Origin of the sequence: Roseibium sediminicola, assembly GCF_023156505.1 — a bacterium.
GTDB lineage: Bacteria > Pseudomonadota > Alphaproteobacteria > Rhizobiales > Stappiaceae > Roseibium > Roseibium sediminicola.
The window spans coordinates 13,948-34,947 of sequence record NZ_JALNMJ010000035.1 but is presented as its reverse complement, the minus strand read 5'-3'; the positions used below and the strand labels follow the sequence as shown (position 1 = coordinate 34,947).

General features: G+C 57.5%; 19 protein-coding genes and 1 pseudogene. 11 read left to right on the top strand and 9 right to left on the bottom strand.

Annotated elements, in window-relative coordinates:
- Both M0H32_RS27695 and M0H32_RS27690 read right to left on the bottom strand, forming a co-directional pair.
- On the bottom strand, positions 1–207 hold a 207-nt coding region (locus M0H32_RS27695; protein ID WP_248159863.1), incomplete at its 3' end, for a hypothetical protein.
- A gap of 9 nt (positions 208–216) precedes the next feature.
- Complete coding sequence (locus M0H32_RS27690) at positions 217–879, bottom strand: Crp/Fnr family transcriptional regulator (RefSeq protein ID WP_248159862.1); 663 nt, start codon at positions 877–879, stop codon at positions 217–219.
- 99 nt (positions 880–978) lie between these two features.
- Here M0H32_RS27690 and M0H32_RS27685 point away from each other — a divergent pair, with 99 nt between their 5' ends.
- The 4 genes from M0H32_RS27685 (at position 979) to M0H32_RS27670 (ending at position 5,241) form a co-directional block, all read left to right on the top strand.
- On the top strand, positions 979–2,190 hold the full coding sequence (locus M0H32_RS27685; RefSeq protein WP_248159861.1) for an acyl-CoA dehydrogenase family protein: 1,212 nt from the start codon (positions 979–981) through the stop codon (positions 2,188–2,190).
- Between the two features lie 18 nt (positions 2,191–2,208).
- Positions 2,209–2,622, top strand: a complete 414-nt coding sequence (locus tag M0H32_RS27680) for a RidA family protein (RefSeq protein ID WP_248159860.1) — start codon at positions 2,209–2,211, stop codon at positions 2,620–2,622.
- A gap of 252 nt (positions 2,623–2,874) precedes the next feature.
- Positions 2,875–4,041 (top strand): amino acid aminotransferase, encoded by a 1,167-nt coding sequence (locus M0H32_RS27675; RefSeq protein WP_248159859.1) that lies wholly within the window; start codon positions 2,875–2,877, stop codon positions 4,039–4,041.
- Between the two features lie 624 nt (positions 4,042–4,665).
- The gene (locus M0H32_RS27670; protein WP_248159857.1) at positions 4,666–5,241 is read left to right on the top strand and encodes a recombinase family protein; all 576 of its coding nucleotides are present in this window, start codon (positions 4,666–4,668) and stop codon (positions 5,239–5,241) included.
- Between the two features lie 114 nt (positions 5,242–5,355).
- On the opposite strand, the gene M0H32_RS27665 is transcribed toward M0H32_RS27670, so the two are convergent.
- From M0H32_RS27665 to M0H32_RS27635, 7 genes are all read right to left on the bottom strand, one after another.
- Positions 5,356–6,285, bottom strand: coding sequence for a nucleoside hydrolase (locus M0H32_RS27665; RefSeq protein WP_248159855.1), 930 nt, complete (start codon positions 6,283–6,285; stop codon positions 5,356–5,358).
- A 455-nt stretch (positions 6,286–6,740) separates the two neighbouring features.
- Positions 6,741–7,481, bottom strand: coding sequence for an amino acid ABC transporter ATP-binding protein (locus M0H32_RS27660; RefSeq protein WP_282449591.1), 741 nt, complete (start codon positions 7,479–7,481; stop codon positions 6,741–6,743).
- An 11-nt stretch (positions 7,482–7,492) separates the two neighbouring features.
- Complete coding sequence (locus M0H32_RS27655; RefSeq protein WP_248159853.1) at positions 7,493–8,464, bottom strand: amino acid ABC transporter permease; 972 nt, start codon at positions 8,462–8,464, stop codon at positions 7,493–7,495.
- Positions 8,465–8,522: 58 nt separating this feature from the next.
- The gene (locus tag M0H32_RS27650; RefSeq protein ID WP_248159851.1) at positions 8,523–9,350 is read right to left on the bottom strand and encodes a transporter substrate-binding domain-containing protein; all 828 of its coding nucleotides are present in this window, start codon (positions 9,348–9,350) and stop codon (positions 8,523–8,525) included.
- A gap of 134 nt (positions 9,351–9,484) precedes the next feature.
- The gene (locus M0H32_RS27645) at positions 9,485–9,844 is read right to left on the bottom strand and encodes a hypothetical protein (protein ID WP_248159849.1); all 360 of its coding nucleotides are present in this window, start codon (positions 9,842–9,844) and stop codon (positions 9,485–9,487) included.
- Positions 9,845–10,426: 582 nt separating this feature from the next.
- The gene (locus tag M0H32_RS27640) at positions 10,427–11,815 is read right to left on the bottom strand and encodes a M20/M25/M40 family metallo-hydrolase (protein ID WP_248159847.1); all 1,389 of its coding nucleotides are present in this window, start codon (positions 11,813–11,815) and stop codon (positions 10,427–10,429) included.
- Positions 11,816–12,063: 248 nt separating this feature from the next.
- Entirely contained in the window at positions 12,064–14,934 is a 2,871-nt protein-coding gene (locus M0H32_RS27635; RefSeq protein ID WP_248159845.1) for an indolepyruvate ferredoxin oxidoreductase family protein, read from the bottom strand.
- A gap of 39 nt (positions 14,935–14,973) precedes the next feature.
- Between M0H32_RS27635 and M0H32_RS27630 the strand changes: the two genes are divergently transcribed.
- The 7 genes and pseudogenes from M0H32_RS27630 to M0H32_RS27600 all read left to right on the top strand — a co-directional run bounded on the left by M0H32_RS27630 (position 14,974) and on the right by M0H32_RS27600 (position 20,998).
- Positions 14,974–15,678: an IS6 family transposase gene (locus M0H32_RS27630; RefSeq protein WP_248159843.1), complete on the top strand. Its 705-nt coding sequence runs from the start codon at positions 14,974–14,976 to the stop codon at positions 15,676–15,678.
- 51 nt (positions 15,679–15,729) lie between these two features.
- Positions 15,730–16,362: pseudogene (locus M0H32_RS27625) on the top strand (aldehyde dehydrogenase family protein); the annotation flags it as partial.
- A gap of 30 nt (positions 16,363–16,392) precedes the next feature.
- Positions 16,393–17,679, top strand: coding sequence for an ABC transporter substrate-binding protein (locus M0H32_RS27620; RefSeq protein WP_248159839.1), 1,287 nt, complete (start codon positions 16,393–16,395; stop codon positions 17,677–17,679).
- Positions 17,680–17,686: 7 nt separating this feature from the next.
- Positions 17,687–18,418, top strand: coding sequence for an ABC transporter ATP-binding protein (locus tag M0H32_RS27615; RefSeq protein ID WP_248159837.1), 732 nt, complete (start codon positions 17,687–17,689; stop codon positions 18,416–18,418).
- Positions 18,415–19,131 (top strand): ABC transporter ATP-binding protein, encoded by a 717-nt coding sequence (locus M0H32_RS27610; protein WP_248159836.1) that lies wholly within the window; start codon positions 18,415–18,417, stop codon positions 19,129–19,131. The genes M0H32_RS27615 and M0H32_RS27610 overlap by 4 nt, the downstream gene beginning before the upstream one ends.
- Positions 19,128–20,000 (top strand): branched-chain amino acid ABC transporter permease, encoded by an 873-nt coding sequence (locus M0H32_RS27605; RefSeq protein ID WP_248159835.1) that lies wholly within the window; start codon positions 19,128–19,130, stop codon positions 19,998–20,000. Before M0H32_RS27610 ends, M0H32_RS27605 begins: the two co-directional genes overlap by 4 nt.
- Entirely contained in the window at positions 19,997–20,998 is a 1,002-nt protein-coding gene (locus tag M0H32_RS27600; RefSeq protein ID WP_248159834.1) for a branched-chain amino acid ABC transporter permease, read from the top strand. The genes M0H32_RS27605 and M0H32_RS27600 overlap by 4 nt, the downstream gene beginning before the upstream one ends.
- The last annotated feature ends 2 nt before the right edge of the window (positions 20,999–21,000 follow it).

The following is a 21,000-nucleotide window of genomic DNA, read 5'->3' as shown; positions in this document are numbered from 1 at the left end:
AGCGCCATCGAATACAAAACTCCCACAGAAGCCGAGGAGGCCTTCTTTGAAAACTTGAACCGACTTGATAAAGCCGCATAATCTTTGAAACAAAATCTCTTCGGTAAACCCGGGGCGGTTCAGTCTGGAGTCATCTGGGACCTGTCCTGTTGGAACTATCCCGTAATATCTGCCGTTTTTGAGACGTTGGTCGGTATCTGCAGGCACTGGCGCGGATCAATCTCGGAAGCGCTCTGACATCAGCAGGATTCGACCGTTTACGATCGCGATTTCACCGCGTTCCTTCAGACGGCCAAGTGCTCGGGTAACTGTCACACGGGTGTTGCCGGTCATGGCGGCGATTTGCTCGTGGGTCAGTTTGGGTACGATCAGCTTACCGTCACATCGGGTTTCGGCGAAAATCCGGGCGAGGCGTGCGAACATTTCCATGATGCGTGTTTCAGGCTCACGCGACGAAAGTTGTTCCAGCCGCACTGCCAGAACTCGCTGTTTTAGAGCGGTGATTTGCAACAGGGCGACCACGAATTCGGGGCTGTGTGCTGCCAGTTGGGGCAGCTGGCTTGCGTCGAATTCCAGAAGTTCAGTTTCCTCAAGTGCAGTGGCACCGGAGAATCGGGGAAGCCCGTCGATGGCAGCGCCTTCGCCGCAGACCGTTTGCGGGCCCATCAATTCGAGGATCACCTCAGTGCCGTCCTCACGAATCATGGCGATTTGAACAAGTCCAGATACCACCACGTAGAATTTCGACGAGACCGACTCCTGCACGTATATTTCTTCGTCCTTGCGAAAATGTCGGCGTACGAACAGGCTGTCGTCCCTGACCATCGAACTCATCAGCGTGTCGGATATCAACCAGGTGCCGCTTTGATAGAGTTCCATTCTCCGCTCCGAAAAATTTTGGGTGTATCCCACGATACCGCATGCGCGTCTGAATGGCTGTAGCTTCAGGCACAGACAGAGTTCGGAGGTGAAAAGAGTATGTCAAACCTGAATGTGGCGGCGGGGCGCCAAGTGGCGGCCGAACCGGTTTTGACTGCGCGCGACTTGCAGCCCTGGTTAAGTCAGCAGGCAGGCCGAATTGAGGCCGCCAACCGTATTCTGGAAGATGTCGCCGCGCGGCTGGTCGAGGCAGGATTGTTCCGCATGTCGGTGCCGCGTCGTTTCGGGGGGCTGGAATTGTGCCCGTCAGAAATAAGTCGCGCGGTGTTCGAGGTGGCGCGGGGCTGTGCGTCCTCGGCGTGGATCGTGGGGTTGGTTGCAGCAAACCTCATGATGGTGGGAAAGTTTTCCGACCTGGCGCAGGAAGAGGTATTTGGCGGTGACCGTGCGGCCATCGTGCCAATGCTGACCGGCGGCGTCGGATATGACATCAATGTCAGGCAAGCCGAGGGCGGTATTTTGCTTTCGGGGAAATGGCGCTACGCCTCGGGGATCGACATTGCGTCGTGGGTCGGGTTGTTGATCACTTTACCAGATGACGGTGAGCAATCCGGTCGAACGGTGCTGGTTCTGGTGCCGAAGAAATCCTTCGATATCGATCATGAATCCTGGCGTGTGCTGGGAATGCGGGGGACCGGCAGCAAAAATGTGGTCTTGCCGGAGGTTTTCGTGCCGGAGCACCGCATGATGGATTGGGCGACGCTGCAAAACGGCGGGCATCACCCGGAGTGTTCTAATGACGGTGCGATATTCCGTTATCCGCTGAACTCAGCATTTGCCCTGTCTGTGGCGGCGCCGACATTGGGCGTAGCTGGGGCGGTAGTGGAAACCTATCGCAACACGGTAAGGACGCGTGTGGCCTCGGGGACGGGGCAGGCACAGGCGCAGGATCGAATTGCACAGATTTCAGTTGCCGGTGGCAGCGCGGTGATCGACTTGCTGGAAGAAGGTCTAGTGAACGGTGCCCGAAATTTGACTGAGCGGGTTGATCGTGGCGAGGAGATTGAATTGACGGACAGGGCAATGTTCCGGATGCGGATCGCCACCTCGACAACGATCGCGCTGCGCGAGGCACAGAAAATCTTTCGGTCGGTGGGTGGCAGCCTGCTTCCAGAGGGGACAGCCCTGGAGCGGTCGTTCCGTGACCTCCATGCCATGAGTTCGCATTTCCTTTTACAGGAAGAACCCATCGGCGAGTTATTCGGGCGGATCCTCCTAGATCTGGAACTGCCGACCAACGCACGTATCTGACACAAAGAAGGAAAAGACATGCCCAAAAAAACGACCAACCCCGATGATCCGCGCTTCAAGGCAGCCGATGGCAGCAGCATTTTCGACAAGTTCCAGTATTCCGCTGCCGTGCGCGCCGGGGATTTCATTTACGCGGCGGGGCAGATCGGTTTGAACCCTGACGGCACGATCCCCGATACGGACCCGGAACAGATCCGCAATGCGTTCGAACGGCTGCAAATCGTGCTGGAAGCGGCGGGTTCTTCGCTGGACGATGTGGTTGAGTTGATCACCTATCATGTCGGGATCAAGAATAACCTGGCTGATTGCGTTGCGATCAAATCGGACTTTATCAACGCACCCTATCCGGCCTGGACGATCCTTGAAGTAGCAGGATTGGCACGGCCCGAACTGAAGATTGAAATCAAGGCGGTTGCCTACAGCCCCCAATGAGTGAAAAGGCCGTCATGATCTGCGATGCGTATTCATGAAGCTCATTGCAGAGAAGGCAGCCGTTAAGGGTCCATTCCGTGTCGACAAACCAAAATGCTACTGGTTCCTTTAGTCGTGCAGTCCACAAAACTCACGAGGGAGCCAGTAGTCGGTGGGGTAACAGACATCCAGTTGGTTGGAACTTCTGCGCCAGTAAGGCAGCGGATCTCGCTGAAAACCGGGCCAACTAAAAACGTCCAAGGTCAACCTCTCATGTTCGAAAACTTAGCTCCTCTTTCGGGAGATCCACTTCTCACACTCATCGGGCTGTACCGTGACGACCGGCGCTCGAATAAGATTGACCTCGGCGTCGGGGTGTACCGCGATGAACACGGTCGCACGCCTGTGATGCGAGCAGTCAAGGCAGCCGAGCAGCGACTGGTTGAAGACCAGCAAAGCAAGAGCTATGTCGGACCGGAAGGCGACGGAGCCTTTGTTGAAGGGTTCGCCGATCTCATTCTGGGATCCAGGCGTCTGTATGCAGGCATACAGACGCCTGGAGGCACCGCTGCGCTTTACTTGGCGGCGAGGTTGCTGGCGACCAATTGCAACAGACGAATCTGGGTTGGCACACCAACTTGGCCGAACCACCTCGCGGTTTTCGCTGATGTGGGTTTGGAGGTTAGAACCTACGAGTATTTTGACCCTTCCGCGCAAAGCCTGTGCTTCGACAAGCTGGTCGAAGCTCTCAAGGCGGCCGAAACGGGCGACGCGGTGTTGTTGCACGGCTGTTGTCACAATCCCTCAGGTGCCGACCTTTCCCTTGAGCAATGGCGTGAGGTTGCTGAACTACTTGCCAATCGCGGTTTAATTCCCCTCATCGATGTGGCCTATTTGGGCTTTGGAAACAGCCTGAAGGAAGACGGAACGGGGTTCAGAACAGTGCTTGATGCTGTCCCGGCGCTGGTCGCAGCCAGTTGCTCGAAGTCCTTCGGCTTGTACCGAGACCGTACTGGAGCTCTTTTTGTCACTTGTAATGCCGAAACCAATTCGACCGTCCTGTCACACTTCGTCACCTATGCGCGAAGTATATACTCTATGCCGCCAGCGCATGGAGCAGAAGTCGTGAGCACCATTCTGAACGACGTCGGATTGCGTGCGGACTGGCAGGCTGAACTGGCGGAAGCGTCCGCACGGGTACGCTCATTGCGAGCTTTGCTGGCCGAGGGGTTCAAAGCGTGGAAGCGCTCGTCGGCCTTAACCGAACAAAAGGGCATGTTCTCTCTTCTTCCATTGACACGGCAAGAAGTTTTGGCACTGCGTTGCCAGGCCGCGATCTATCTTCCCGAAAACGGCCGCATCAACATTGCCGGCCTCTCGATGGACAAGGTCGATGCGGTGATTGAGGCGATTAATCCTCTATTCGGGTGGTATCTCTGAGACGATCAAAAGTTGGCATCAGTCGATACACTCTGCGATGACGCGGCCTTAATATTTTCTCCAATATTTCGGCACGATCAATATCCCCGTGCCAGGCAAAGCGCGATCGAGGCAACAACCGGCACGGATTCATCACCGCTGGCAACACCAGCATTCACTCGTCCGCGAACCAGAGTTCCTCGCGCTTAATATCATGACGCCGCATGTAGATCTGCCGGCGGTCACTTGGTGACGCCACGCAACCTGGTTGACTGTTGCGCAAGCAGCTCCGATCGAAGCTTGTCCACGTCGTCCGACGCTAACGCTGGGGCCGATTGGGGGTCTGCTCCGGAAGGGGGCAGGATAGTACGTTAAGCTGATGGTTCATCGTTTTGGCCACCTATACTCGCCTGTCAAAAGAATATGCGCCCATCCGAGCGGCGATATATGGGACAGAAGCTCCGGCGGGCAATCTCGATCATCATCCCTTCTTGTTTGAGGGGCGGCAGGCTTGTCCGTAAGAGGATCGCTCAGCGGACAATTTCTCGCCGCGACATCCCGTCAACAAAATTGGCCCAAAGAACGTCTCGTATAGATAGTACGATAAAAATTGCAATGAAGGGGCCTTATTCGTACAGTTCGGCCATGAACACCACACTTATCGGATACGCCCGCTGCTCCACCGACAGCCAGGACCTCACTGCGCAGAAACAAGCGTTGGAAAATCTCGGCGTGGCCCCGGATCGCATCTACACAGATCATGGCTTGACCGGCACCAATCGCGCTCGCCCCGGTCTGGATCAGGCCATTGCAGCCGTGCGGGAAGGTGACACGCTTGTCGTGTCCAAACTCGACCGCTTGGCCCGATCTGTTCCCGATGTCCGCGCCATTGCCTTCCAGCTACAGGAGAAAGGTGTGAAACTTGCCCTCGGCGTATCCGTCTATGATCCGGCCGATCCAATGGGCAAGATGTTCTTCAACATCCTCGCCACCTTTGCCGAGTTCGAGGCTGATCTGATCCGCATGCGGACCCGTGAAGGCATGGCTATTGCGCGCGCCAAGGGTAAACTGCGTGGCAAACAACCCAAGCTGTCTGAGAAGCAGCAGCGCGAACTCTGCCGCATGCACGCCACCGGGGATTACTCCATCAGCGATCTGGCTGAAGTATTCTCTGTGTCACGGCCTACCGTCTACCGCACCCTGAAACGGAGCCAGACCTGACCTTCGCTGCACGACAATCGAACTGGTGTGATGCCGGACTTTTCAGGCCTTCGTCGAATCTGAACCGATGACCGCTCCGAACTGTTCAAACATCGTTTGAAGCGCAGCAATTGGTTATCTTAGCTTTGAAAGCAGATTGGTCAGCAGCTCAAAAAAACCGTCAGCATCCGCACTCAAGGCCACATCCGTATGGCACCCTTTTTCAGCAATGTTCCAGATATCATGTACCGTTCGCCCAAAGCTCAACCCGCTATTGGTTTCGACGTCGACCCTCATCTTACGAGTTTCAAACAAGTCCGGTCGCAATAGCCAAGCAACAGTGCACGGATCGTGAAGGGCTGACCCGTCGAAATCATAGCGTTCCCGGTACACTTTTTCGAAGAACACCGACATGTCAGCAAACACGCGTCCTGCATCATTGCCAAGATCACGCATTGCCTGAACACGCTGCGGCGTGGCGATGACCTGATGCGTTACGTTCAAACCAAACATAGTTTTAGGCACATCGGCATCAAAAACGATCTGCGCTGCGTGCGGGTCGCACAGCATGTTAAACTCTGCGGCAGGACTATCGTTGCCGTAGTCGGTTGATCCGCCCATGAAAACGATGCGTTCGATCTTTGAAACCACATCAGGCGCAAGACGCAGCATCACGGCCAAGTTTGTTAGCGGTCCCGACGCGACGATTGTCACTTTGCTGGAGGACGAGCGTAGCGTGTCGATCAGAAACGACACGGCGTCTTTTTCTCGTGGGGTGCTTGTCGGCTGCCCGATTTCTGGTGCTTCAAGTCCAGTAGCCCCATGATACTCAGACGCATCGACAAGCGTCCCAAGCAACGCTCGATCAATACCTTGATAGACGGGGATGTTTGAACCCAGCCAGTCAAGAATTCTGAGGGTGTTGTTGGTGGTATGATCGAGACCGACATTCCCGTAAGTCGTGGTGACGCCAAAAATATCAAGCTCGTCAGACGCAACGGCCATAGCAATTGAAAAGGCGTCGTCGGTGCCAGGATCGCAGTCCATAATGATCTTCGTACTCAAAGTATTTCCTTTCAACGACTTCGATTTCTTTAGTTGGAGATGTTCATTTCGTCAGGTCCACGTATTGCAGGAGCGGACATCAATGCAACGTGCAGCATCAGTGATTTTGGGCTCATTTAGGTCTTTCGCTGCGCGTTATATGAAGGTCCGGTTCGCTTAACGTACTATCCTGCCCCTACCGGAGCAGACCCCGATTGGTTCCAATAATCTCCCCACCTGACCCTTCCGCACGCAAGACATATGTTCTGCGACGTCGCAATGTAGGATTCTTCTGTCGTGTGGTCTGCCTCTGGCAAGCGGTGTCAACCTGAACGCTGCAAAACATCGACAAGATGGAGTACGAAACGCTCCAAGCCTGATATTCGAAAACAGAAGCCGCTCGGCAACGCCTCAGAACTTGCTCTATGTCGCCGAGAAAGCTGGCGGTATACGTCGATGCACGCGTGTGGTTGTTGTCAATGTTGTAGAATCTGGCCGAGGAAGATCTTGAGACGCTCGTTTTTCGGGCTGGCGAAGAATCTCTCCGGCTCGGCCTGTTCGATGATCTGTCCTGCGTCCATAAATACCACGCGGTCAGCGACCGCCTTGGCAAAGCCCATTTCATGGGTGACGCAAACCATAGTCATCCCATCTCTGGCGAGTTCGGTCATTGTGTCGAGCACTTCGCTCACCATTTCCGGATCCAGCGCCGATGTCGGTTCATCGAACAACATCACCTTGGGCTGCATGCAAAGTGCTCGCGCTATTGCGACCCGCTGCTGCTGCCCGCCTGACAGCTGGCCGGGATATTTTCCCTTGTGTTCCGGGATATGCACTTTTTCTAGATAATGCATCGCGGTGTTCCGCGCGTCCTTTTCGGACGCGCCACGAACCCACATCGGGCCTGCCATCAGGTTCTGCAGCACTGTCATATGAGGAAACAGGTTAAAGTGCTGGAACACCATACCTACATCCATACGTACGAGATCGACATCCTTCATCTTTTCGTGCAATTCGATGCCATCGACAACGATTGTGCCCTCCTGGTGGGCTTCGAGCCGGTTGAGAGTTCGGATCATCGTCGACTTTCCTGACCCGGATGGACCGCAGACGACAATTCTCTCGCCTGGCTCGACGGAGAAGTTGATGTTCCTCAGAGCGTGGTAGGAACCATACCATTTGTTAACACTGGTCATCGTGATGATCGGGTTGGGCATTTGAGCTGCTCCTAATGGCTTTGAGTGCGGTAGTGGCGCTCAATGCGGCTCTGGATCAATTCCAGAATAATCGACAAGGCCCAGTAGATCAGCGCTGCGGTAATCAGCATTTCCATGTGACGGAAATCTTTGGAACCCGCTGTTCTTGCGAGAAACATCAACTCCCATACACCGATGACCGAGACGAGCGAGCTGTCCTTGAGCATCGCAATGAACTGGTTTCCCGTGGAGGGGATGATCAGCGGGATCGCCTGCGGAAGGATGATGCGCCGCATCGTCAGACCAAACTTGAAACCGAGTGCTCGCGAGGCTTCCCACTGCCCCTTGCTCACAGACTGGATGCCGCCACGAAAAATCTCGGTCATGTAGGCGCCATAACATAGAACCAGCGCAAGAATTCCGGCAGGAACAGCGTCAATGACATATCCGAGTTGGGGAAGCCCAAGGTAAATCAGGTAAACCTGCATCAGCAGCGGCACCCCGCGAAACAGCGACGTGTAGAAGCTGGCGATCGCATAGGCAAACCCGTTCGATGACAGCTTGGCCACCGCCCCGAACAGGGCAACGATCGATGCAAGAACGATCGAAACCATTGATACATAAAGTGTAGTGAATACGCCCTGGGTGACAAGGAACCAGAACTTGGTACGGATGAAATCGAAGTCCAGTTCAAATCCATAGAAGAAGAACAGAAACAACAGTAGGAGTTCAGACCAGACGATCAGCAACTGCAATTTAAACTGCAGGAAGCCAATCACTACGATATTCAGCATGAAAAGGATCGACAGGATGAAGGCAATGGACAAGCGCCCGAACCAGCCGGCCTGATCGGGGGCGCCGATGATCGGCCTGAGAATTTCGGCGAATACAGTATCGTTCAGGTTGAAAGTCAGCAGCGCAAGGCTAACAACAACCACCATTGCAACGATGAACCGTGGCCTGTGCACCAGTCTTTCTGCGACCACGGTGTCCACATAAAGCATGAGATCTCCTCCGGATGGGTCGGAGCCCGGAGCAGTCCGGGCCCCTGCACGTCAAGGCCTACTTGGCTGCGGAGTAGTCAATGCCGTACCACTGCTCGGAGATTGTGGTCAGGGTCCCGTCTGCTCGCATGTCCGCAACGATCCGGGCCAATTCGTCGTTGAACTCCTGATCGCCTCGATCGATTGCAATGGCCAAGGGTTCATAGAAAACTGGATCGCCAACGATGCGCAGTGGGTAGGAATTTTCAATGGCGGCGAGAATTGCAGGCATTGCGTCGATAAGTGCGTCCAGTCGTACTCCATCTCCAAGCCTGAGGTCGTCGTAGACCGCACTGGAGGTTGGATACGAACGAATTTCACCCGGGTTGATCTGATAGTCGAACGGCAACGCGCCTTTCGCATCGATTGTCAGATCGTGCTGCAGATAAAGTTCGAACGTGCTGGCGGCGACGGCACCAATGCGCTGGTCGTTCAACTCGGCGATCTCCTGAACTGTACTGTCCGCGTGAACCACGGCGACCGCTGGCGTGAAGCAGTAGACGGCCGGAAAGTTCAGAACTTTCGCCCGTTGTTCAGTTGGTGTCATTGAACCGACCGAGATATCCCATCGATTGTTCCAGTTGCCGGCGGTGATAACTTCCCATGCAGGGGTAACGAACGCCACTTCAACGCCTAGGCGCCGCGCGATCTCACGCGCCACGTCGACGTTGAACCCGGCCATTTCATTGTTGTCGTCAAGGAAGCTCTGCGGCACCCAGTCGGCTTCGGTGGCGACGCGAAGAACACCTTCCTCCATCACTCGGTCGAGATCCTCCCCGGCCAAAGCGGCACTGGTCGCCAGCGACATAGTCGCGAGTCCCAGTAATAAGCAGTTTTTGATCTTCATGGTTTCCTCCTCAGATATTTGAAATAATTCTGTTCATTCTTGCTTTTGTGGTCAGCCGGCACATTTCGATGATGGCGGTTCGGTAACCGTCCGTTGTCGACTTGTTCGCAGTTGCCAGAAAGGCGGGTGCATAATCAAAATTGCCATGCGCCGCGCGGTTCGGCCTGCGCGAGGAAACAACGGCACGTCTTGCTACGACGACGGTTGCGTCGCCAATGAAGCCGCCAGGACAACCTGGAGGAAATCCAAGGATTAGCGTTTGCCAGTCGTTCGGAAAAACCGGGTGCCTCCGACGGCAACTTCTGTGCGGTGACAGCACCCTGAACTAATCCACCGGCATTCTTGTCCAGATACCCAAAGTACATCGCCGACAAAGCATGTTCACCAACCTGGCGGTTGTCTGGAGTTTGGAATGGCTGGCTTTCCTCATCGACAAAGGTGAAAGGCACGCTGAGAGCCAAGGCGTTACTGGTCGAATATCCGCAGAAGGTCATCTCGGGCCTATCGTTAGGGAGCAAACCGAGGAATATGTGATAAACGAGTGCTCGTAAGTATCTGCGTATACCGGCGGGCCAGCAGTTGTTGCTTATTTACGCTTTGCCAAGTCTGGGATGTCTGTAGTGAACAGATGCTTTGGTCTTTGAAAAATGTCTTATGGGTTACAATAACGAGGGGCAGAGTTCACCGGTCTCGACGCTATGCCACCAATGTTAAATTTACTGCGGCGGCTTTGCCGCGCCGCAGCGCCCGTCGAAGCGAATGCTGCCTGCCTGCTGTTGAAGACTCGACATTCGATGCGGGTACCATTGGTTTCGAGCTGCCGACGTAACCTCTCAAGTGTCCTTTAAGTCCGGGTGGAAAATCAATGCGACCAACCGGCTGTTGCGTGATGACAGTGATCAGGTGTCGGAGGATTTAGCGCATCCGCTACATGTCACAGTTTCGTGCGCAGTTAGTTCCATGCACCTAAAATATCATTTCGCCAAATCCACGCCAATCGTGTGGATTGAAGGCTCTTGCTGCGTGCGCGGTGTCTTAGTTATCGGGTCCAACTGGTGATCGTTTCTGCCCGTAGGTCATTCCTTCGAGAGGGCATCCAGGATTCGGGCCCAGGAGCGGATACCCTTGTGAAAACTCTTCATATTGTATTTTTCGTTCGGCGAGTGCACCGCGTCATCATCCAGTCCGAAGCCGATCAGCATAGAGTCCATTCCGAGCATGGTCTTGAAGTCACCGACGATCGGGATCGAGCCACCGCAGCCGATGAGCACTGCCGTCTTACCCCACTCATCCGAAAGTGCATTTTTGCCCTTGGTCAGCGCCGGATTGTCGAAATCGAGACGAAGAGCAGGGCTTCCGCCATGTGCCTTGAAATCCACGGAACAGTCAGCCGGGATCTTGGAATGCACATAGGATCGGAAGGCATCGCGCACTTTCACTGGATCCTGATTGCCGACCAGGCGGAAAGAGATTTTCAATGATGCTTCCGCCGGAATAACTGTCTTGAACCCTGCACCTGCATAGCCGCCAATAATACCATTGACCTCGGCAGTCGGCCGCGTCCAGATTTGTTCTAGCAGCGACCGATCCGTCTCGCCGGCGGGAATTTCCAGGTCGACGCAATTGAGGAAAGCTTTGGCATCGAAACCGATTTCCTCCCAAAGATGTTTTACGTCCAATGGCATTTCGACAACACCGTCGTAAAAGCCCTCGAGCGTGACCTTACCGTTGTGGTCATGTAAGTTCGCAACAATGTCTGCAATTACGTGGATCGGGTTACGCGCAGCCCCACCGTACATGCCCGAATGCAGGTCCCGGCCAGCGGCCTTGACTGACACTTCCTCACTTACAAGTCCACGCAGCATGACAGTTACTGCCGGTGTCTCCGCGTCCCACATGTCGGAATCACAAACAAGTGCCAAGTCGCAGGTGAGTTCATCCTTGTTCGCGATGAGGAACGGATGCAGTGACGGCGAACCGGTCTCTTCCTCCCCTTCCAAGAGAATTGAGACGTCGATAGGCAGATCGCCAGTCTCGGCCACATAAGCCCGGGCTGCTTCCACGAAGGTCATGAGTTGACCCTTGTCATCCGCTGCACCGCGCGCGACGATCATCTCGGTGCCGTCTTCTCGTATGACGATTTTCGGATCGAAAGGATCCGAATGCCAGAGTTCCGGCGGGTCGACCGGTTGCACGTCATAGTGGCCGTAGAAAAGTACGTGGGGGCCCGACTTTCCGGTCTTTTTATGTCCGACTACCATCGGATGACCATCAGTGTCGCGGACGTTCGCATCGATGCCGAAGTCCGTCAACTCCCTGGACAACCATTCGGCTGCGGCGCGGCAGTCAGTTTTGAAGACCGGATCAGTGGAAATACTTTTGATCTTCAGAAGCTCAAACAGGCGCACCAAACTCTTGTCGAGATCGGCATCGATGCGCGCGAGAACCTTTTCGATAGTACTCATCGGTAATTCTCTATTGTGTTAGGACTGAAATAAGTCGCGTCAGTTCTGTTGCTTTGCTTTTTCTAGTTGAATTGTGTGCTCACTGAGTGCCATTCGGACACGACTAGGTTCCATGCGGACAAATACATTGACAGTACGGTTGGCCCTGTATGGGACGATGAAGCATCGCAATGCAGTGAAGATTGTAGGATTGCCTTCCATTTTCCAACTACGTGTTTGATCCTAGATTTTGATGGTGCATTGCAGGGTTAAGCAACCAGGCTGGTGCTGTGCTCTTTAATCTTTGCTGTGTTGGCAAATTTTGCTTTGAGGGTTGGAATTTCTGTTTCGACACGCCTTACCGCCTCGTCCTTGACGGGGCCATAACCTCGTATCTCGTCCGGATAGGACGCCAGCGCCACGGCAGCATCGATGCAATCTGCATGGAGGCTTGGCAACATGCTTTCAACTATCGTGAAGTACTCGTCTCGCAGTCGCCGTTCGGTCCGGCGTTCCTCCGTGTAGCCGAAGAGATCAAACGCGGTTCCCCGCAACCTCTTGCCTCGGGCGAGCCACCGCATAGCCGGGAGCATGAGTCGTGCCGGGAACCTTCGTTTGCGCGGCCTGCCTGTTGCCCCTTCCCGCCCGAACAGAAATGGCGGCGCCAGATGAAACATGGGAGAACCGCCTTCGAACTGATCGTTCACCGACTGCCAGAACGTCGCATCGGAGAGCAGGCGAGCGACTTCGTATTCGTCCTTGTAGGCCATCAGCTTGAAAGCATATTCCGCGACCGCCTCCGTTAGCCGCGTCGAGCCGGGAAGTGCGGCGGACTCGGCCTTGCGAACGCGTTCGACGAGCGTGCGATAGACCGATGCATAGGCTTCATTCTGATATGAGTTCAGCATATTGGCACGGAGGTTGATCCGGGCATCCAGGTCGGAGAGTGGTGCCGGAACGAGGTCCGCGTCACCCGATCTCGGGTTCAGAATGGAATCTATTGCCTGGGTATCATTGGCAAACACTCGCCCAAGACGGAATGCTTGGAGCGAGGCGTCCACACCGGCGCCGTTTAAACGGATCGCCTGCTCCAGAGCAGCGGTGGAAAGCGGAAGCCGCCCCGACTGGACAGCGGCTCCGATCAGGATGAGATTGGCCAATACAGGTTCGCCGAATGCGCGTTGTGCAAGAGACGTGGCGGGAATTCGGATGATGCCGTGAGCGGCCCTGCTCTCGATCAAGCTCAGCAGTCGGGCTGCGCCGAGATCAATATCCGGCGTGTCATGGAACGTTTGATTGGCGGGCACATATGGGTCGGCGAGGATTTGCGTGCGCGCGCCGATCGCTTTCATTGGCTCCGTCTGCGTAGCAGCGATCAGGTCCGAGGCAATGAGCAAATCCGCATCTTCAAGCCCGAGCCTGAAAGGCGCATAATCGCCCGGTTCCGGAAAGATCCTTAGATGGCTGTAGACCGCGCCGCCTTTCTGTGAAAGCCCGGTCATGTCGTAGATGCCGACGCCGCGTCTTTCCAGATGTGCGGCCATACCGACGATTGCCGAAGCGGTCACGACGCCGGTGCCGCCGATCCCGGCCAGTAACATACCGAAAGGCCGGTCGCATGGCGGCGCTTTCGGGAGCGGCAGTTTGGCCACGAGATGGTCGATGTTCGGAAGAGACGGCTTCCTCGGTTTGCCTCCCTCGATCGACACGAAGGACGGACAGAAGCCTTCCAAGCAAGACATGTCGACATTGCAACTTGCCTGATCGATCCGCCGCTTTCGGCCGAATTCAGTTTCGAGGGGCTGCACGGACATACAGTTCGACGCCTTTGAGCAATCTCCGCAGCCTTCGCACACAGCGGGGTTGATTACGACGCGAGTAGCGGGCTGTGGCGCTTTCCCCTGCTTGCGTCTTTTACGTTTCTCAGTTGCACAAACCTGCACATAAACGATGACCGTGGTGCCTACGACGTCGCGCAGTTCGCTTTGAACACTCTCCATTTTCGTCCGATGCAAAACTTGCACCTCTGGCGGAATCGATTGCGTGGAGCGAACGGATTCGGGGTCTTCGGCAACTACGACAACGCGTTTGGCTCCATCTGTCATTACCTGTCTGACCATATCTCCGACCGAGAGCCCGCTTTCGATCGTCTGGCCGCCGGTCATGGCAACGATGTCATTGGCCAATATCTTGAACGTCACATTGGCGCTGGAACTGGCCGCGGCGCGGATAGCTAGGGATCCGGAATGCGAAAACGTACCATCGCCGAGATTGACAAAGAGGTGTTTTGTCTCGGTGAAGTGGTGCAGGCCGACCCAATTCACACCTTCGGCCCCCATATGCGTACAGGGAAGGGGATCGCGATCCATGAACTGCACAAGACCGTGGCAACCGATGCCGGCGACCCCGAACGACCCCTTTGGAATTTTAGTAGATCGATTATGCGGACAGCCGGAACAAAACACCGGGCGGCGTGCAAGGGGGCTTGTTCCCACCGCGTTCCACGTCTTGATCCTGTCGGTCAAGGCGCGACTTGCGTTGGATAGCGAGGCCACTTCATTTGTGTCCTCGGGTACGTAGTTCAGCAAGCGCTGGCTTATTGCCTGCGCAACTGTCGCAGCATCCAGTGGTTCATCTGAAGGAAGCAGATGGTCGCCACCCGGCGTTCGCTTTCCCGAGATGGCCGGATGGTTGTGCAGATGATAGAGAGCATTTGCAGCCTGCAATTCCATATGGGGCCGCTTTTCTTCGACGAAAAGAAGCTCTTTGGCGCTTGCACCGAATGCCGTTAGGGGTTCAGGGTCGAGAGGCCAGATCAGCCCGATCTTGAGCACTCCGACGCCGAGCCTTTTGGCCACTTCCTCGTCGATCCCCAGTAGCCTTAACCCGTCGATGACGTCCTGGAACGCCTTGCCCGAAGTAACGATTCCAAGGTTCGTTGGCTGACGTTCGCCGAATGCAACCTTATCGATACCGTTCCGCCAGGTGAACTCGTGCACTTGCGGAAGCTTTTCTCTGACCATGCGGCGATCCTGCGCCGTGACCGCCAGCATTTCCGCGCGGATGCTGACATCTGCCGACGTCTTTCCTTCCACCAACTTGGGAGTGACCGCGTCCAACGAGAATTGCGGTGCTGTCACATTGTTTTTTCGTCAAGGATGTCGGGGTAATTGAGTGGCATGAGCAGTGCCGCCCCGACCTATAAGAACCATCGTTACCCGATCGAGATTGTCGCACGCGCAATCTGGCTGTACTTCCGGTTCAATCTGAGCCTACGCGAAGTGGAGGAAATGCTGCTGGAACGCGGTATTGTTGTCTCCTACGAGACCATCCGCCGCTGGTGCCGCAAGCACGGCTCGGATTATGCTCGCCGCTTACGCCGCAAGGTGCCGACGAAGAACGACGTTTGGCATCTCGACGAGGTCGTGGTCCGCATCAATGGCCGGAAATGCTGGCTGTGGCGTGCTGTTGACCAGGATGGTTATGTTCTTGACGAGCTCGTCCAGAGCCGCCGCAACACCAAGGCGGCCAAACGATTGCTCACGCGCCTCCTGAAGAAGCAAGGCCTGGCGCCGAAGCGAATGATCACCGACAAGCTGAGGTCCTATGGTGCTGCACGGCGCCAACTCATGCCCAACGTCGAGCACCGATCACACAAGGGATTGAACAACCGCGCGGAGAATTCTCACCTGCCGTTCCGAAAACGGGAGCGTACGCGACATGGCTTCCGATCAATCGGATCTCTGCAGCAATTCGTGTCGACATTCTCGACAATCCGAAACCATTTCGTTCTGCCTAAATCCAACCGCTCTGCAACTCAAATTCGATCAGATCGCCGCAAGGCCATGGTTGAGTGGAAGTTTGCGGCCGAACAAATTGTGTGAAAACAGGCACAGGCCGCCGCGCGTCCAAACTCCAAACAATGTGACAGCACCGCGGATTCCGCCATCTTTGGCGCCTACCGCAACCAGGGTCAGGTCAGCATGTCGACGGAGCGTCTCATCGTCGATGACGCGGTTGCCGACAGCCTGATCGAACGGATAGAGAAGCGCCGCGCCGCCCTCAGGCTTGGCGACCCCGTCAGGGACGGGACGGATGTCGGCCCGGTGGTGAGCAAGGCCGCCGCCGAACGGCTTTCCGGCATGATCAGCGATGCCGTTTCGAAAGGCGCCAGGCTCGTCGGTGGCGGCCATGTGCGCGATGCCTTCGTTGAACCAACCCTGCTCGACGGCGTCGAGCGCGGCATGCGGCTTTACCAGGAGGAGGTCTTCGGCCCGGTCCTTTCGGTCACCCGTGTCGCCGGCGTCGCCGAGGCGCTGACGGTGGTCAATGACAGCGAGTACGGTCTCGCGGTTTCCGTCTTTTGTGCAGACACGGCGCGCGCCAGGGCATTGGTCCACCAGGTCCACAGCGGGATCTGCCACATCAACCGGGCAACGATCGACGACAACCCTCACGCTCCCTTCGGCGGCGTGAAATCCAGCGGCTACGGCCGGTTCGGCGGCCGGTGGGCAATCAACGAATTCACCGAACTGCGCTGGGTCTCCAGGACAATTTCAAGCGACTGACGAATGCAATCAAGGGACAGGGAGGAAACAATGACCTTTGATATCTCTCGCCGCGGCCTTCTGGTCGGAACCGGCGCAACGATTGGAAGTTTCGCACTCGGACGCAGCCGGGCGCTCGCCCAGGCATCCACACCGCTCAAGATCGGGTTCATCAGCCCGATTTCCGGCCCCCTTGGCGGTTTCGGGCAGACCGACGGTTATGTTCTTGAGAAGGTCCGGGCCGCAATGGCTGCAGGTGTAACAATCAACGGTCGGGGATATGCCGTCGAGATCGTCGACCGCGACACCCAGTCGGATCCGGCGCGCGCCGGACAACTCGCCCGCGATCTCATCAACAACGATGCCGTCGATATCATGATCGCCGTCTCCACGCCGGAAACGATCAACCCGGTCTCCGATGCCTGCGAAGCCGCCGGTATCCCCTGCATTTCGACCGTCATGCCCTGGGAGGCCTGGTATTTCGGCCGTGGCGCGAAACCCGGCGAGCCCTCGCCGTTCAAATACGGCTACCATTTCGGGTTCGGCGTCGAGGAATTCTTCCGCGCCTATGTCTCGCAATGGGATCTCATTCCGACCAACAAGAAGGTCGGCGTGATGTATCCCAACGATGCCGACGGCAATGCGATCCGCGCCGCCCTGGCGCCGAAACTGGCCGAAGCCGGCTACGACATTGTCGATCCGGGCGCTTATGAAACCGGAACTTCCGACTACTCGCAGCAGATCCGCCTCTTCCGTGAGGCAGGGGTGGAGATCTTCAACAGTTTCCCGATCCCGCCCGATTTTGCCGCGTTCTGGCGCCAGGCCGCCCAGCAGGGCCTTCATCGCCAGGTCCAGATTGCGCAGATCGCCAAGACCGGGTTGTTCCCGTCCGATTTCGCTGCGCTCGGAGGCCTTGGAAACAATCTTGCCAGCGCGGCCTACTGGCATCGCGACTTTCCCTATTCGTCGCCCGCAACCGGCTTGAACGGCAAGGAGCTTTGCGACGGTTACGAGGCGGCAACGGGACGTCAATGGACCCAGCAGCTCGGCGCAACGCTGTCCGCCTTCGACGTCGTCATGGCAGCGCTCGCCGCTGCCGACGATCCGAAAGACAAGGAAGCGGTTGCGGCGGTCATGCCTTCCCTCAAGGCCGATACGATCGGTGGTGTGGTCGACTTCACCTCGGGCCCGGTGAAAAACGTGGCCTCCGGCCCGATCATCGGCACCCAGTGGCAGAAGTCGGAGAGCGGTCCGTTCGAGTTCGACTATGTCATCACCGAAAACGCGACCGATCCGAACGTTCCCGTCACCGGCACCCTGCGCCCCTACAACGGATGAAGGTGAAATGACGTCTTCTTCCACGGTTCTGCGCGCCGGAGGGCTCTCGATGTCCTTCGGCGGCTTTCAGGTACTTCGCGATATCACGCTCGACGTGGGATCCGGCGAAATCGTCGGCATCCTCGGACCCAACGGTGCGGGAAAAACGACGTTCATGAACCTGCTCACCGGTGCACTCAAACCCACCGGAGGACACGTGGAACTCCTGGGAGAAGACGTCACCCGCCTTCCGACCGCGGAGCGGTGCCATCGCGGCCTTGCGCGTACGCACCAGGTTCCGAAGCCGTTTTCGGAAATGACAGTCTTTGAAAACGTGCTGGTTGCGGTCAATCACGGCCGCACCCGGCACAGCGACGATCCCATCACCGAGGCCTGGACGGTTCTGGAGGAAACGGGACTGGCGCGCGTTGCCAACCGGCCTGCGGAGACGCTCGGATTGCTCGACCGCAAGCGTCTGGAACTCAGCCGCGCACTCGGGACCGATCCGAAGGTGCTCCTGCTCGACGAAATCGGCGGCGGCCTCACCGACAGGGAGGGTGACGAGCTTGTCGAACTGATCCGCAGGATCCACGGACGAGGCGTCACGATCATCTGGATCGAACACATCATGCGCCTGCTGCTCGAAGCCTGCACGCGCCTCGTCTGCATGGCCGAAGGCAAGGTTCTCGCCGACGGCGATCCCCACGTCGTCGTCAATGCACAGGAAGTGCAGGTCGCCTATTTCGGAACTGCCGCATGAGCACGCTCGACGTCAACCATATCGATGCCGCGCACGGTCAGCTCAAGGCCGTCCACGGAGTTTCGCTCAATGTCGCGCCGGGGGAAATGCTGTTCCTGCTGGGAGCCAACGGCGCCGGCAAGACGACCCTTCTTCGCTCGATCGCCGGAGACCATCGTGCCTACAGCGGAGACGTCAGCCTGGCGGGGGCCGACATATCGGCTCTCCCGGCCCATCTTCGCGCCCGCGCGGGCCTGGCGCTCGTCCCGGAAGGCCGGCGGCTTTTTCCACAGATGAGCGTGCGCGAAAACCTCACGCTCGGCGCAGCCACCGCGCGGGACGGCCCCTGGAGCGTCGACGCGGTCTACGATGCCTTTCCAAATCTCGCCAGGCTCGACCGGTCGCCGGCCGGCAAGCTCTCGGGCGGCGAACAGCAGGCGGTCGCCATCGGCCGGGCCCTGATGGGCAATCCGAAAGCGATCCTGCTCGACGAGGTCTCTCTGGGTCTGTCCCCGGCGGCTGTCGATCTTGCCTACGCCGCGCTCGCCAAACTTCGCGAAATGGGCCTGGCTCTACTCGTGGTGGAACAGGATCTCTCCAGGGCGCTGCGCACCGCCGACGCGCTCATTGTCATGTGCGAGGGTCATGTGACCCTGCGCGCGAAACCGGCAGAGACCAGCCTTGACGCTCTCGCTGCCGCCTCGTTCGGCCATATCGAGGGAGAAGCCGCATGACGTCCCAAATCATCAACGCGATCCTGCTCGGCGGCTACTACGCCCTGCTCGCGACCGGTCTCGCCTTCATGTATTCGGTAATGCGCATCATCAATCTTGCGCACGGCACGCTGATCGTGCTCGCGGCCTATGCGCTCTGGGTGCTGGGGGAGCGGCTGAGCATTCCGCTGCCCGCGGGAATCGTTGTCGTCGCCGCAGCAATGTTCGCTCTCGGCATGGCCCTCCACCACGCGGTGCTGGCGCGCGCTTCCAGGGGCGGCGAATTGCTGCCCATTCTCGCAACCTTCGGCGTTGCCATCATCCTCGACAATCTGATTTTCCAGGTCTTCGGTGCCGACAGCATTTCGCTGGCACCGCTCGTCGGAGACCTGACATGGGCTTCCTTCGAGCTGCCCGGCTCCCTCTTCGTCGGCAAGATCAGCGTCTACATCCTCCTCGCCTCCGTGGTGCAGATAGGCCTGCTTGAATGGATGCTCCGCCACACCGGGCTCGGACACCGCATCCAGGCGACGTCGCAAGACCGTGCCACCGCGGCGCTGCTCGGCATCGATACCGCCCGCACCGCCGCGATTGCGACCGGCGTAATCGCCGCCACCGCGATGGGCCTGCGTGCGGCCTGGGGTCCCTACAGCGGGTCGGTGCAGCTGCTTTTTGCCTTCGAAGCCGTGGTGATCGGCGGTGCGGGCTCGCTCTGGCGCGTTTTGACCGGTGCCCTAGTACTGGCTTTCGCCCAGTCCCTCGCTGCCTCGATCCATCCGCAGGGTTTCCTCATCGGCGGTCACCTTGCCTTTCTGGCTGCCGTTTTCCTCAGGCTGCGAGGCGCAGGCTGGAGCTTCACCGCTCTCCTGAAAAGCGGAGTTCGTGCATGACCCCCCGTTTCCAACTCACTGTCACCCGCTCAAGTGCGACCTCACGGACAACCAACGGCCTGATGCTCTGCCTTGCGGTCCTGCTGGCTCTCTCGCCGTGGCTCTTCGGCGTCGGCGGGTCGGCACGCGCCGTGGCGCTGCTGGTCTACGTGCTGCTCGCTGTCATGTGGAACGCCCTTGCGGGCTTCGCCGGGCTTGTCTCGATCGGTCAGACGCTGTTCTTCGGAACGGCTGCCTATTTCACCGTGCGCCTCGCCGATGCCGGTCTCGATCCCTATCTCGCAATCCTCGCCTCGATTGTGCTCGGCGCTGTGCTGGGTTGGGTGACGTCCCTCTTCATGCTGTCTCTGAAGGAGGGAGAATTTGCCATCGGCATGTGGGTCCTGTCGTCACTCGCGCATCTGTGCGTGAACCTCGACCCGCTCATTCAGGGCGAAACAGGCACCTCGCTCATTTCGCTCAATGCCTACGCGAACGCCAGCCGCACATCCTTCACGCTCTGGCTCGCCCTGGCTGTCACCATCGCTTTCTTCGTCCTGCTGGTGGTCTTGCTGCGCTCGCGTACGGGCGCGGCGATCACCGCGATCCGAGACGACGAGGCCGGGGCGCGCTCGATCGGTGTCGACGTCATGCGTACCAAACGGACGGTCTTTGTTCTGGCGGCAGCCGGAACCGCCGCCGCCGGGGCCCTCTGGCTTGCCTCCAACACCAACTTCCAGCCACGCGCCTATTTTGGCGTGCACTGGACGGCCTACATGCTCTTCATGGTCCTGGTCGGCGGTCTCGGCCGGATCGAGGGCGCGATCATCGGCGCGGTGCTTTTCTTCGTCATCGAGACCTGGTTCGGCAGCTACGGCGCCTGGTACCTTGTCGGGCTCGGCGCCATCGCGGTGCTGTTCGCCCTGTTCCTGCCGAAAGGTCTCTGGGGCTGGATCGGCCCGCGGCTTCCGGGCGAAGCCATCCCCACCGGTTATATCGTCGAAAAGAAATCCCGTTGACT